Below are 12,503 nucleotides of genomic sequence, written 5' to 3'. Positions count from 1 at the left end.
TCCGGGCCGAGGAAATCGGCCCGAAGGTGGTCGTGGTGCGTGCGTCGCGCGCCCGGTGTCAGACGGAACCGGGGTAGTTCGGGCTCTCGCGGGTGATCGTCACGTCGTGGGCGTGGCTCTCGCGCATGCCGGCCGAGGAGATCCGCACGAAGCGGGCCTTGTCCTGTAGTTCCTCGATGGTGTGGGCGCCGACGTAGCCCATGGCGGCGCGGATGCCGCCGACCAGCTGGTGCAGCACGCTCGACAGCGGGCCCTTGTAGGGCACCTGGCCCTCGATGCCCTCGGGCACCAGCTTGAGGGCGTCGCGCACCTCGGCCTGGAAGTAGCGGTCGGCCGAGCCGCGCGCCATCGCGCCGACCGAGCCCATGCCGCGGTAGGACTTGTAGCTGCGGCCCTGGTGCAGGTAGACCTCGCCCGGGCTCTCGTCGGTGCCGGCGAACAGCGAGCCGATCATCACCGCCGACGCGCCGGCGGCGAGCGCCTTGGCGAGGTCGCCGGAGAAGCGGATGCCGCCGTCGGCGATCACCGGCACGCCGGCGTCGCGGGCGGCCGCCACGCTCTCCATGATCGCGGTCAGCTGCGGCACGCCGACGCCCGCCACGATGCGGGTGGTGCAGATCGAGCCCGGGCCGATGCCGACCTTGACCGCGTCGGCGCCGGCGTCGATCAGCGCCTTGGTGCCATCGGCGGTGGCGACGTTGCCGGCGATCACCTGCACCCGGTTCGACAGCTTCTTGACCTTGCCGACGGCGTCGAGCACGCGCTGGGAGTGGCCGTGGGCGGTGTCGACGACGAGCAGGTCGACGCCGGCGTCGATCAGGCGCTCGGAGCGCTCGAAGCCCTGGTCGCCGACGGTGGTGGCGGCGGCGACGCGCAGGCGGCCCTGGTCGTCCTTGGCGGCGTTCGGGTGCAGCTGCGCCTTCTCGATGTCCTTGACGGTGATCAGGCCGGTGCAGCGGTACTGGTCGTCGACCACCAGCAGCTTCTCGATGCGGTGCTTGTGCAGCAGGCGCTTGGCCTCGTCCTGGCCGACGCCCTCGCGGACGGTGACGAGATTCTCGCGCGTCATCAGCTCGTAGACGCGCTGGCCGGGGTCGGAGGCGAAGCGGACGTCGCGGTTGGTCAGGATGCCGACCAGACGGCCGGTGACGCGGCCGCCCTCCCCGGCGTTCTCGACGACCGGGATGCCGGAGATGTTGTGGCGCTTCATCAGGTCGAGCGCGTCGCGCAGCGTCGCCTCCGGTCCGATCACGACCGGGTTCACCACCATGCCGCTCTCGAACTTCTTGACCTGGCGGACCTGCTCGGCCTGGATCTCCGGCGTCAGGTTGCGGTGGATCACGCCGATGCCGCCGGCCTGCGCCATCGCGATGGCGAGACGGCCCTCGGTGACGGTGTCCATCGCCGACGACAGCAGCGGGATGTTCAGTTCGATGTCGCGGGTCAGCCGGGTCCGGACGTCGGTCTCGGAGGGCATCACCTCGGAGTGGCCGGGCTTCAGCAGGACGTCGTCGAAGGTGAGCGCGAGCTCGCCGCCGTGGACGGGATCGAAGAATGCGGCCATTGCCAACTCCTGGACTTGTCGTGGGCGGTCCCGGGAAAAGAACAACGGGCGGGCCGCGTCAGCGACTCGCCCGGCGGACCGGAAACCGTTGGAAGTTGGCGGCGGTGTCTAACACGGGTATGATGGTTGGGAAAGCGGAAAGCTGAGGCGCTCGGGGCGATCGCCCGACGGCTCGAAGCGTCCCTCCCCTCAGGGGAGGGGCCGAGCGAAGCGAGGGGGAGGGGTCGCGACGGGCGACGGAGGAGTCCGTTCCGCCCGCGACGTCGGCCGAGTTGCCCACGGAACCCCGACCCATTCAGGCCCTTCGGGCCACCTTCCCCTGAGGGGAAGGATGAAGGTCGGCTCCACATGGTTGCCCTATCGAAGCCGGGACCGATCCAGGGTGGCCGGACTCGACACTTGTCCGCGCGACGACCTCCCACCCCCTCCCCGAGCTGACCTCCCACCCCGAGCCGAGATCATCCCGCGGGGGCGCCCTCAATCGTGGACGATGGTGGTGCTGTCGTCGATCCACACCGTCGCGCCGGCGGCGCCGACCGGATAGGCCTTGACGCGAACGCTGTGTGCGCCCGGTCCGACCGGCAGCGGCACGGTGACCGAGCGCATGCCGAGCCCGGAAACGGTGCCCGGCAGACGGCCGGTGCAGAAGGCGTCGTCGGTGCCGGCGGTGGCGCCGACCGGGATGCCGTCGACCAGGATGTCGATCGCGGCGTAGCCCTTGTCGGAACCGAAGCCGCATTCGGCGGTGAAGGTGATCATCACCACCTTCGGCACGGTCACCGAGAAGGCGAGCGACGTCGCGCCGTTGCCGAGGATCAGGTAGTCCGGCGCGTTGACCGGATCGGGAGCGGTGTTCGAGGCGTAGGCGAGGACTCCCGCGGACGCCGGGGCGGCGAGCGCGAGGGCGACGACGGTGGCCGCGGCGATCGTGGCGAAGGTCTTCATCGGTCCGGTCCCCCTCTCGCGGGCGCGGCCCGGCGGCCGGCCCCTCGCGGGGGGATTACGGGACGGTCGCGGCGGACCTCCGCGGCGGTCGGAGCCCCGCCTCAGCCGGTCTCGTCGCCGTCCGCCTCCGGCGCCGCGCGCCTGCCCTTGAAGCCCTTGGCCACCACGTACATCTCGACGCTCTCCTGGCGGCTCGACGGCGGCTTGATGTGGAAGACCTGGGCGAAATTCTGCTTCAGGAGCGCGAGCAGGTCGTTTTCCGTGCCGCCGCGGAAGACCTTGGCGACGAAGCTGCCGCCGGGATTCAGCACGTCGACCGCGAAGGCGGCGGCGACCTCGCAGAGGTAGGCGGTGCGCAGGTAGTCGGTCTTGTGGTGGCCGGTGGTCGGCGAGGCCATGTCGGAGAGGACGACGTCGGGGTTGTGCCCGCCGAGGGCGGCCATCAGGGCGGCCGGGGCGTCCTCGTCGAGGAAGTCCTTCTGGAGGAACGTGACGCCGGTGACGGCGTCCATCTCCAGGAAGTCGATGCCGACGACGAGCGGGTTGGTCGGCGTCGAGCCCGTGATCCTGGCCGCCACCTGGCACCAGCCGCCCGGCGCGGCGCCGAGGTCGACGACACGCTGGCCGCGCTTCAGCAGTTTGTGCTTCTCGTCGATCTCGATCAGCTTGAAGGCGGCGCGCGAGCGCCAGCCCTCCTTGCGCGCCTTGACGACGTAGGGATCGTTGAGCTGGCGCTGCAGCCAGCGCGTCGACGACGCGGTGCGGCCGCGCGCGGTCTTCACCCGCACCTTGAGGCCGGTGTCGGCGCGGCCCTTGCCCTTCGGCTTGTCGGGGGTCTTCTTGTCGGCCACGGTCGATCCTCAGTTCTGGGCGACGGGGGCGGGACGCGGCCGCCGGCGCCAGACGCCGTCGCGCGCCATCAGTTCGACGAGGATGCCCTCGCGCAAGCCGCGGTCGGCGACGCGCAGCCGCGGGCACGGCCAGCGCCGGCGGATACCCTCGAGGATGGCGCAGCCGGCCAGCACCAGGTCGGCGCGGTCGGCGCCGATACAGGGGTTGGCGACGCGCTCCTCGTAGCTCATCGCGACGAGCCGGCCGACCATCTGGTCGACGTCGGCGTCCTCGAGCCAGACGCCGTCGACACGGCGGCGGTCGTAGCGCTTGAGGCCGAGGTGGATGCCGGCGAGCGTCGTCACCGTGCCGGAGGTGCCGAGCATGTGCACGCCGCCGCGGGCGATCACCGGGGCGATGTCCTCGATGCCGGTGAAGGCGTCGACCATGGCGGCGACCTCGTCGACCATGGCGTCGAACACGTCCGGCGTCACGGTGACGCCGCCGTGGCGCTCCGACAGCGTGACGACGCCGACGGGCAGCGACGTCCACGCCTTGATGAAGCGGGTCAGCGCGACGCCGCGGGCCTCGCCGCGGTTGCGGAGGTCGAGCCAGACCAGTTCCGACGAGCCGCCGCCGATGTCGAACAGCAGCACGCCCTCGGCGCGGCGGTCGACCAGCGTAGCGCAGCCGGCGACGGCGAGGCGGGCCTCGGTCTCGCGGTTGACGATCTCGAGCGCCAGGCCGGTCTCGGCGCGCACGCGCTCCAGGAAGGCGGTGCCGTTGTCGGCGGCGCGGCAGGCCTCGGTGGCGACGAGGCGCATGCGGCGGACGTCGTGGTCGGCCATCTTCTGCCGGCAGATCGCCAATGCCTCGACGGCGCGGTCCATGGCGGCGTCGCCGAGGCGGCCGGACTTGCCGATGCCCTCGCCGAGCCGGACGATTCGCGAGAAGGCGTCGACGACGCGGAAGCCGCGCTCCTGCGGTTCGGCGATCAGGAGGCGGCAGTTGTTGGTGCCGAGGTCGAGCGCGGCGTAGAGCGGCGCGCCGCCGCGGCCGTGCGGGCGGTGCCCGTCGCCCTCGTGGGTGCGGGCGGGCAGACGGCGGACGTCGTTGCCGGTGCCGTCGATCTGGCGGACCGGCGGCTGGGGAGGCTGCGGCCGGCCGCGCCCCTCCCCGCCGCGGCGACCGCGGGCGTCGGTACGGGCCGGTGCGTCGCCGCGTCCGCCCTGGGTCGGTTGGGTCTGGCGGACGCCGCGCAGGCTGTCCTCGCGGCGACCCGGCGCCGGGGGATGGGGACGCTTGGCGCGGCGCGTGCGCTTACCGGCGCGCGCCGCCTCGTCGCCACCTTCGGGAGCGCGCCGGCGGTCCGGCCGCTTTTCCTTCACCGCGGCTGGCGCCGATACCGTCTCCACCCTCTCGCCACCGTCGCCCGATGCGGCGCGGCGCTTGCGGCGCCGGCGCGCCGCTCGCTTCGAGAGGCCACCTTCGGAGGTCGCCGGCTTCTGGGCCGCCGGCTGGTCCGGGTGGGGAACGGAATCAGCGCGGCCGTTGAACTCGCCCGCGTCGTTCACGTCTCGTCTCCGACGCCACGGCGAACCTTTAGGGCTCGAGCCGGCGTCTCCATGCTGTCGTCCCGTCGAAGGTAACAGGGGTGCGACGGGAAGGCAAAGGGCGCTTGCGAGCGGCACCGCGACCGGCACGGTCCGGGCTCGCGGCCCGCGGACGAACGAAACCCGCCGCGGGTCGCGCGGCGGGTTCGGGCAACGCGGCGGATCGAACCGATTTAGCGCAGCAGCATCTTCCGGCCGGCGTAGTGGACGCGCCAGCCCTCGCGCGAGCCGCCGAAGATGTCGGCCCCGGCGTCGCGGCGGCCCGCCGGCGCGGCGCGGCGGCGTTCGGTGGCGTCGAACTCGGCGGTCAGACAGTCGAAGGCCGAGAACAGCGACTTCAGCCCTTCCGGGGTGTAGCGGAAGAAGTCCTCGGGCTGCGGCTGGTAGCGCGTGGTGAAGACGGTGGTGTGGAAGGTCACGCCGCCCGGCTTCAGCACCCGCGCGACGTCGTCGGCGAGGCGCCAGGGCGCACGGACGTATTCGATGGTGTCGACCGAGAAGACCGCGTCGACGCTGCCGGCCGGCAGGTCGGCGAGGCAGGTCGTGCAGGGATCGGAGCGGCCGGCGTCGGAGACCGGGACGAGGCGGTGGGCGATGCCGTCGGCGAGCCAGTCGGCGTGACCGGCCCCGACGTGGCCGATCTCGATCACCACGGCACCCTCGCCGAGGCCCTTGAGATGGCGGCGCAGCAGGGTTTCGGTCCGCGAAGGCGCGAGATCCGCGGCAGCGACGCGATGAACCGCGGCCGGACGGAGGCGATCGAGCGAGAAGCCCGAGGCGATCCGACCGAGACGCTGCGCCAGACCGATCCGTCCTCCGATCGGAGCGTTGACAGCACTCATCGTGTTTCCTCCAACCCGGTCTTGCAGCCGGTGTCGACGTTCCTCGGTGCCGACCGTTGGTCCCGGCCGTGTCTTCGTCTTCTTGGGTCCGACGTTCCGCGAGGTTCACGCCCGTGGACGGGGGTTGGCCTCATCATCCCCTCAATTCGAGCGGAAAAGCAAGCCGTCATAGTCAAAATCACTAATAGAAACTCTCTGTGTGATGATAGATGCCGCCGATGATACGATGGTGCCCTCCCCGGCCCGGACGAAGGAGAACCGCCGTGTCCGGCAAGCTGGCTGACCTATTTCCGCGCGCCCTGATAGGCGCCGCCTTTCTCTTGGGCGTGCTCGATTCCGCGCCGGCGGTCGCCGTGGAACCGTTGCCGGGGCAGATCCGCCGGCTGCCGACGACGCCGCCGCCGATCCTGCAGTGGCCACGCAAGAGCCCGTCGCCGTTGAGAATTCCGGATCCGAACCCGGACGTCGCCGCGCCGCCGCCGCGCCCGGCCGCGCCGCCGCCGACGGTGTTCGAGCGCTGTCGGGACTGGCCGTCGCGCAAACTCGACCCGCGCCGACCGAAATACTGCCGCGACGACGGCGAATGATCCGGTGGAATGGACGATCCGCCGCGAGACCCTCGCCGCGACGCGCCGTTGCCGGGGGACACGACGGTCGGCGCCGGTGCCGGCGCGCGTCGCCCGCGGTACCCCCGGACACACGACCGGGGCCGCAGCGCCCGCGTCCCCGTCCGAGGCCGGGGCGCCGCGGGCGCGCCGGTCAGTCGACCTCGTCGGCGGCGACCACCCAGGTCTCGGCACGGGCGGCCGTGCTCCACTCGACCATCGCCGGATGGGACAGCACGCTCTCGACATAGGCGGCGCAGACGTCGTCGAGCGGGACCGAATAGGTGGCGAATCGGCTGGCGACGGGGGCGTAGGCGCAGTCGGCGAGGGTGAAGCGGCCGAAGAGATAGGGCCCGCCGGTGCCGAATCGGCCGCGCGCCTCGCGCCAGATCGCGGCGATGCGGGCGACGTCGGCGGCGACGGCGTCGTCCGGCGGGCGCGGCGCGGGCGGTCGGCGGATGTTCATCGGCATGTGGTTGCGCAGCGCTCCGAAGCCCGCGTGCATCTCGGCCACGATCGAGCGGGCGAAGGCGCGCGCACCGGCGTCGGCCGGCCACAGGCCGGCGGCGGGCGCCTTCTCGGCGAGATACTCGCCGATCGCCAGCGAATCCCAGACCACGACGTCGCCGTCGATCAGCGCCGGCACCCGGCCGGACGGTGAGTGGGCGCCGATCTCGGCCGCGGTGCCGGGGCCGTCGAGGTCGATCAGCACCTCCTCGAAGGGAAGGCCCGCGGCCTTGGCCGCCAGCCAGCCGCGCAGCGACCACGACGAATAGTTCTTGTTCCCGATCACGAGCTTCATCCGCCCGCCTCCGTCCGGTTCGAGGGTGCCCGCGCGGAACGGATGGTCGGTGCGCCGCCGCGCGTGGTCAAGCCGGAAGCCGGCCGTCCGGCGGCGCCGCCCGTGACGGCGGCGTGACCGCTTGCGCGGGCCGGGGATGACGGCGAGGCGGCGATGGTCTAACCGTTTCGCATCCACCCGCCTCGACCGGATCCGATCGTGCCCGACCCGACGTCCACCGCCCTCCTCGCCGTCGCGGCCCTCGCGGGCTATCTCTCGGGGTCGATCCCCTTCGGCCTGATCCTGACGCGCATGGCCGGTCTCGGCGACGTGCGCAGCATCGGTTCGGGCAACATCGGCGCCACCAACGTGCTGCGCACCGGCCGCAAGGGCCTCGCCGCGGCGACGCTGCTGTTCGACGCCCTCAAGGGCACCGTGCCGGTGCTGGTCGGCTGGCAGTTCGGCGAGACGGTCGCGGTCGCGGCCGGCGCGGGCGCCTTCCTCGGCCACCTCTTCCCGGTCTGGCTCGGCTTTCGCGGCGGCAAGGGCGTCGCCACCTACATCGGCGTCCTCCTGGGCCTGTTCTGGCCGGCGGTGCTGATCTTCGCCGGCGTCTGGATCGCGGTCGCCTACCTGACGCGCTACTCCTCGCTGTCGGCCCTGGTCGCGACCGTGGTGGTGCCGGCGGCGATCTGGTGGTTCGAGCGCCCGACCACGGCCGCGGTGATGGCGGCGCTGTCGGCGATCGTCTGGGTCAAGCACCACGCCAACATCCGCCGCCTGCTCTCGGGGACCGAGGGCCGCATCGGGCAGAAGTCGTGAGCGGCGCCGACGCGCCCGGCCGGGTCGGCCTCGGCCACGACCAGCGGGTCGCGTGGCTGCGGCTGATCCGCGCGGAGAACGTCGGCCCCGCCACCTTCCGCAGCCTGGTCAACCACTTCGGCTCGGCCCGCGACGCCATCGACGCCCTGCCCGACCTCGCCCGCCGCGGCGGCTCGCGCCGGGTGCCCTCGGTTCCCTCGGTGGCCGAGGTCGAGCGGGAGATCGAGCGCACCGAGAAGGCCGGCGCACGGATCGTGACGATCGGTGAACCGGACTATCCGGCGGCGCTGCGCCGGCTCGACTCGCCGCCGCCGGTGCTGACGGTCAAGGGTGGCGGCGCATCGCTCGCGGCCCGGCCCGCCGTGGCGGTGGTCGGCTCGCGCAACGCCTCGATCCCCGGGATCAAGATGGCCGACCGGATCGCCCGCGGCCTTTCCGAGGAGGGGCTCGTGGTCGTCTCGGGCCTCGCCCGCGGCATCGACGCGGCGGCGCACCGCGCCTCGCTCGCGGGCGGAACGATGGCGGTGGTCGCCGGCGGCATCGACCACGTCTATCCCGAGGAGCACGCCCCGCTCGTCGCGGAGATCGTTGCCGCCGGCGGCGCGATCGTCACCGAGATGCCGTTCGGCTGGGTGCCGCGGGCGCAGGACTTCCCGCGCCGCAACCGCATCGTCTCGGGCAGCGCGATCGCGGTGGTGGTCGTCGAGGCGGCGGCGCGCTCGGGCACGCTGCACACCGCCCGCTTCGCCGCCGACCAGGGCCGAGAGGTGCTGGCGGTGCCCGGCTCGCCGCTCGACCCGCGCGCCGAAGGCACCAACCGCCTGATCCGCGGCGGCGCGACGCTGGTGACCGGCATCGCCGACATCATGGAGAGCCTCGCCTCCGTGCTCGGTCGCGGCCTCGGCGGCGACGGCGCCGCGGAGCCCGGCGCGGGCGACGACACCCCGATCGGTGTCGACGACGCGGCACGCGGTCTCGTCCTTTCGGCGCTCGGACCGGTGCCGACCGCGATCGACGACCTCGTTCTCCACACGGGGCTGCACCCCCGGGTTGTGTCGCTGGTGATCCTGGAGCTCGACATCGCCGGTCGGCTGGAGCGCCACGGCGGCCAACTCGTCTCGCTGGTGGGCTGAGCGGCGCCCCCTCGACGCCGCGCTCCCGACCGACTGGCGCGTCAGGGCGCGCCGCCGCGCGGCGCGCGACCGAGAACCTCCTCCGGCGCGAGCCTGACCTTGGCCGATTCCCGAAGCGCGGCAGCTTCTTCGGCGGCCATCTCCAGAAGATACGCGAGCATGGGCAGGTTGGCGCCGGCCGCCAGACGGCTGAGCTCCTGCGTCATGCGCTCGATGTACTCGGCCCGCTCCAGGCGGGCGAATTCCAAGGTCTCTATCCGATCGTCCATGAAGACAGACCCTCGCCCCCGTCCGGATCGTGAAGGATCACGTTATGACGCCTCATGGCGCGCGACTACCAAGCGCATACTACCTGAAGACGCATATTGACGAAAGGTGGTAGCAACGTTCATCGGCACGTTTTGGATGCAGACGCACCCAACCGGACACCCTCGGGTCCGCCGCGACTTGACCCGCCGTGCCCTCATCCTCCATTGAGGGGGCGGCGGTGCGCTGCGGCGGCCGGCCACGGCGGCGGAGCCCCGCGCCGGCGCTCCCCAACCGACAGTCGTCAGTCGAGACCCGATGAACCTCGTGATCGTGGAATCGCCCGCCAAGGCGAAGACCATCAACAAGTACCTGGGCAAGGACTTTCAGGTCCTGGCCTCCTACGGTCACGTCCGCGACCTGCCGGCCAAGGACGGGTCGGTCGATCCCGACCAGGACTTCTCGATGACGTGGGAAGTGGACGGCAAGGCCGGCAAGCGCCTCGCCGACATCGCCGCGGCGGCGAAGACCTCCGACCGGGTCATCCTCGCCACCGACCCCGACCGCGAGGGCGAGGCGATCTCCTGGCACGTGCTCGAGGTGCTGAACGCCAAGCGCGTGCTGAAGGGCAAGCCGGTGCAGCGGGTGGTGTTCAACGCCATCACCAAGCAGGCCGTGCTCGACGCCATGGCCAAGCCGCGCGACATCGACGAGCCGCTGGTGGCCGCCTATCTCGCCCGCCGCGCGCTCGACTATCTCGTCGGCTTCACGCTGTCGCCGGTGCTGTGGCGCAAGCTGCCGGGCGCCCGTTCGGCCGGCCGGGTGCAGTCGGTGGCGCTGCGCCTCGTCTGCGCCCGCGAAAACGAGATCGAGACCTTCAAGTCGCAGGAATACTGGCAGATCCTCGCCCGGCTGGCGACGCCGGCCGGCGACGAGTTCGAGGCCCGCCTGACCGAGTGGGAGGGCCGCAAGGTCGGTCGCCTCGACGTCAAGGACGAGGCGAGCGCCAGCGCGATCCGCCGCTTCCTCGAGGGCGCGGCCTTCGCGGTCGAGCAGGTCGAATCGAAGCCGCAGCGGCGCAATCCGTCGGCGCCCTTCACCACCTCGACGCTGCAGATGGAGGCCTCGCGCAAGCACGGCTTCTCGGCCCAGCGCACCATGCAGATCGCCCAGCGCCTCTACGAGGGCGTCGACGTCGGTGGCGGCGAGACCGTCGGCCTGATCACCTACATGCGAACCGACGGCGTCCAGATCGCCCCCGAGGCGATCGCCGCCACCCGTGCGGTGATCACGCGCGAATACGGCGAACGCTACCTGCCGGAAAAGCCGCGCCACTATTCCACCAAGGCCAAGAACGCCCAGGAGGCCCACGAGGCGATCCGCCCGACCGACCTCGGCCGGCTGCCGCGCGCGGTCGCGCCCTTCCTCGAGGACGAGCAGGCCAAGCTCTACGAGCTGATCTGGAAGCGCACCGTCGCCAGCCAGATGGAGAGCGCCGAGTTCGAGCGCACCACCGCGGACATCGCCGCGACGAAGGACGGCGCCCGCGCCGGGCTGCGCGCCACCGGCTCGGTCGTGCGCTTCGACGGCTTCCTGACCCTCTACCAGGAGGGCCGCGACGACGAGGAGGACGAGGACGGCGGCCGGCTGCCGCGGATGGCGCGCGGCGACGCCCTCGCCCGCCGCTCGATCGCCGCCACCCAGCACTTCACCGAGCCGCCGCCGCGCTACACCGAGGCGACGCTGGTCAAGAAGATGGAGGAGCTCGGCATCGGCCGGCCCTCGACCTACGCCTCGACGCTCGCCACGCTGCGCGACCGCGACTACGTCGCCGTCGACAAGAAACGCCTGATCCCCTCCGACAAGGGCCGGATCGTCACGGCCTTCCTCGAGAGCTTCTTCGACCGCTACGTCGAATACGACTTCACGGCCGGCCTCGAGGAGGACCTCGACCGCATCTCGGCCGGCGAACTCGAGTGGCGCGAGGTGCTGCGCCGCTTCTGGGACGAGTTCAACAAGCGCATCGCCGACGTCAAGGAACTGCGCGTCGCCCAGGTGCTCGACGCCCTCAACGACGGCCTCGCCGCCCACGTCTTCCCCGCCCGCGCCGACGGGTCCGACCCGCGCAGCTGCCCGACCTGCGGCACCGGCCGGCTCTCGCTGAAGCTCGGTAAGTTCGGCGCCTTCATCGGCTGCTCGAACTATCCGGAGTGCCGCTACACCCGCCAGCTCGGCACCGGCTCGGGCGACGATCAGGCCGAGGGCATCGGCGGCGACGGCACCAAGGTGCTCGGCACCGACCCGAAGACCGGCCTCGAGGTGTCGCTGCGCTCCGGCCGCTTCGGGCCCTACGTCCAGCTCGGCGAGGGCGACAAGCCGAAGCGCTCGTCGCTGCCGAAGGGTTGGACCGTCGACCAGATCGACCTCGCCAAGGCACTGACGCTGCTCGAGCTGCCGCGACAGGTCGGCGCCCATCCGGAGACAGGCAAGCCGATCGAGGCCAACATCGGCCGCTACGGCCCCTACGTCGCCCACGACGGCGTCTACGCCAACCTCGACTCCGTCGACGAGGTGTTCACGGTCGGCCTCAACCGCGCCGTCGCCGTGCTCGCCGAGAAGAAGGAGAAGGGCGGCCGCGGCCGTTCGACTCCGGCGGCGCTGAAGACCCTCGGCGAGCATCCGGTCGCCGGCGGCGAGATCACGGTCCGCGACGGCCGCTACGGCCCCTACGTCGCCTGGGGCAAGGTCTACGCCACGCTGCCGAAGGGTTCGGACCCGCAGGCGGTGACGGTCGAGCAGGCGGTCGCTCTCCTCACCGAGAAGGCCGGCAAGGCCCCCGTCGCCAAGGCCAAGCCGACGGCGAAGAAGGCCGCCGCCAAGACCGCCGACGACGCCGAGAAGAAACCCGCCAAGGCCAAGGCCAAGACGGCGGCCAAGGCCGAGGCCGCCGACGGCGAGGCTCCGGCCGCCGCCGCGAAGAAGCCGGCCCGGGCGAAGGCGGCGGCGAAGACCGCCGCCGAGGACGCCGCGCCCGCCAAGCCGCGCGCCCGCAAGGCCTCGTGAGCGGCCGGCACGGCGGATCCGCTTCCGCGCGGATCCGCCCCGCGTCGCCGCCACGCGA

At 72.2% G+C, this 12,503-nt stretch carries 11 protein-coding genes; 4 read left to right on the top strand and 7 right to left on the bottom strand.

Translation table 11 applies throughout. The features are described from left to right. Nucleotides 1-58: 58 nt before the first annotated feature. The 5 genes from guaB to EDD54_RS02255 all read right to left on the bottom strand — a co-directional run bounded on the left by guaB (nucleotide 59) and on the right by EDD54_RS02255 (nucleotide 5,795). Nucleotides 59-1,564: an IMP dehydrogenase gene (gene guaB, locus EDD54_RS02275; RefSeq protein ID WP_126536962.1), complete on the bottom strand. Its 1,506-nt coding sequence runs from the start codon at nucleotides 1,562-1,564 to the stop codon at nucleotides 59-61. Nucleotides 1,565-2,041: 477 nt separating this feature from the next. Continuing rightward, on the bottom strand, nucleotides 2,042-2,509 hold the full coding sequence (locus tag EDD54_RS02270; RefSeq protein WP_126536964.1) for a hypothetical protein: 468 nt from the start codon (nucleotides 2,507-2,509) through the stop codon (nucleotides 2,042-2,044). Nucleotides 2,510-2,610: 101 nt separating this feature from the next. After that, nucleotides 2,611-3,360 (bottom strand): RlmE family RNA methyltransferase, encoded by a 750-nt coding sequence (locus EDD54_RS02265; protein WP_126536966.1) that lies wholly within the window; start codon nucleotides 3,358-3,360, stop codon nucleotides 2,611-2,613. A gap of 9 nt (nucleotides 3,361-3,369) precedes the next feature. Further along, nucleotides 3,370-4,914, bottom strand: coding sequence for a Ppx/GppA phosphatase family protein (locus EDD54_RS02260; RefSeq protein WP_166653426.1), 1,545 nt, complete (start codon nucleotides 4,912-4,914; stop codon nucleotides 3,370-3,372). A gap of 212 nt (nucleotides 4,915-5,126) precedes the next feature. Continuing rightward, nucleotides 5,127-5,795 carry a methyltransferase domain-containing protein gene (locus EDD54_RS02255; protein ID WP_126536968.1) on the bottom strand — a complete coding sequence of 223 codons (669 nt, stop codon included), beginning with the start codon at nucleotides 5,793-5,795 and terminating at the stop codon, nucleotides 5,127-5,129. Nucleotides 5,796-6,058: 263 nt separating this feature from the next. Between EDD54_RS02255 and EDD54_RS02250 the strand changes: the two genes are divergently transcribed. Then, nucleotides 6,059-6,382 (top strand): hypothetical protein, encoded by a 324-nt coding sequence (locus EDD54_RS02250; protein ID WP_126536970.1) that lies wholly within the window; start codon nucleotides 6,059-6,061, stop codon nucleotides 6,380-6,382. Between the two features lie 172 nt (nucleotides 6,383-6,554). Here EDD54_RS02250 and EDD54_RS02245 read toward each other — a convergent pair whose 3' ends face one another. Beyond that, entirely contained in the window at nucleotides 6,555-7,202 is a 648-nt protein-coding gene (locus EDD54_RS02245; protein ID WP_126536972.1) for a glutathione S-transferase family protein, read from the bottom strand. A 198-nt stretch (nucleotides 7,203-7,400) separates the two neighbouring features. Here EDD54_RS02245 and plsY point away from each other — a divergent pair, with 198 nt between their 5' ends. Together plsY and dprA are read left to right on the top strand one after the other, a co-directional pair. Then, on the top strand, nucleotides 7,401-8,003 hold the full coding sequence (gene plsY / locus EDD54_RS02240; RefSeq protein ID WP_245515619.1) for a glycerol-3-phosphate 1-O-acyltransferase PlsY: 603 nt from the start codon (nucleotides 7,401-7,403) through the stop codon (nucleotides 8,001-8,003). Beyond that, entirely contained in the window at nucleotides 8,000-9,136 is a 1,137-nt protein-coding gene (dprA, locus tag EDD54_RS02235) for a DNA-processing protein DprA (RefSeq protein ID WP_126536976.1), read from the top strand. Before plsY ends, dprA begins: the two co-directional genes overlap by 4 nt. A 41-nt stretch (nucleotides 9,137-9,177) precedes the next feature. On the opposite strand, the gene EDD54_RS02230 is transcribed toward dprA, so the two are convergent. Beyond that, the gene (locus EDD54_RS02230) at nucleotides 9,178-9,384 is read right to left on the bottom strand and encodes a hypothetical protein (protein ID WP_165644662.1); all 207 of its coding nucleotides are present in this window, start codon (nucleotides 9,382-9,384) and stop codon (nucleotides 9,178-9,180) included. 316 nt (nucleotides 9,385-9,700) lie between these two features. Here EDD54_RS02230 and topA point away from each other — a divergent pair, with 316 nt between their 5' ends. After that, entirely contained in the window at nucleotides 9,701-12,445 is a 2,745-nt protein-coding gene (gene topA / locus EDD54_RS02225; RefSeq protein ID WP_126536980.1) for a type I DNA topoisomerase, read from the top strand. Nucleotides 12,446-12,503 lie beyond the last annotated feature (58 nt).

This window comes from Oharaeibacter diazotrophicus (assembly GCF_004362745.1).
In the GTDB taxonomy this organism is placed as follows: Bacteria; Pseudomonadota; Alphaproteobacteria; order Rhizobiales; family Pleomorphomonadaceae; genus Oharaeibacter; species Oharaeibacter diazotrophicus.
This window is presented reverse-complemented; position numbering and strand designations above follow the sequence as displayed.

Coding starts and splice junctions, on each gene's coding strand:
- guaB (WP_126536962.1), bottom strand. CDS start 1,564: ATGGCCGCATTCTTCGATCCCGTCCACGGCGGCGAGCTCGCGCTCACC.
- topA (WP_126536980.1), top strand. CDS start 9,701: ATGAACCTCGTGATCGTGGAATCGCCCGCCAAGGCGAAGACCATCAAC.
- EDD54_RS02255 (WP_126536968.1), bottom strand. CDS start 5,795: ATGAGTGCTGTCAACGCTCCGATCGGAGGACGGATCGGTCTGGCGCAG.
- EDD54_RS02245 (WP_126536972.1), bottom strand. CDS start 7,202: ATGAAGCTCGTGATCGGGAACAAGAACTATTCGTCGTGGTCGCTGCGC.
- EDD54_RS02270 (WP_126536964.1), bottom strand. CDS start 2,509: ATGAAGACCTTCGCCACGATCGCCGCGGCCACCGTCGTCGCCCTCGCG.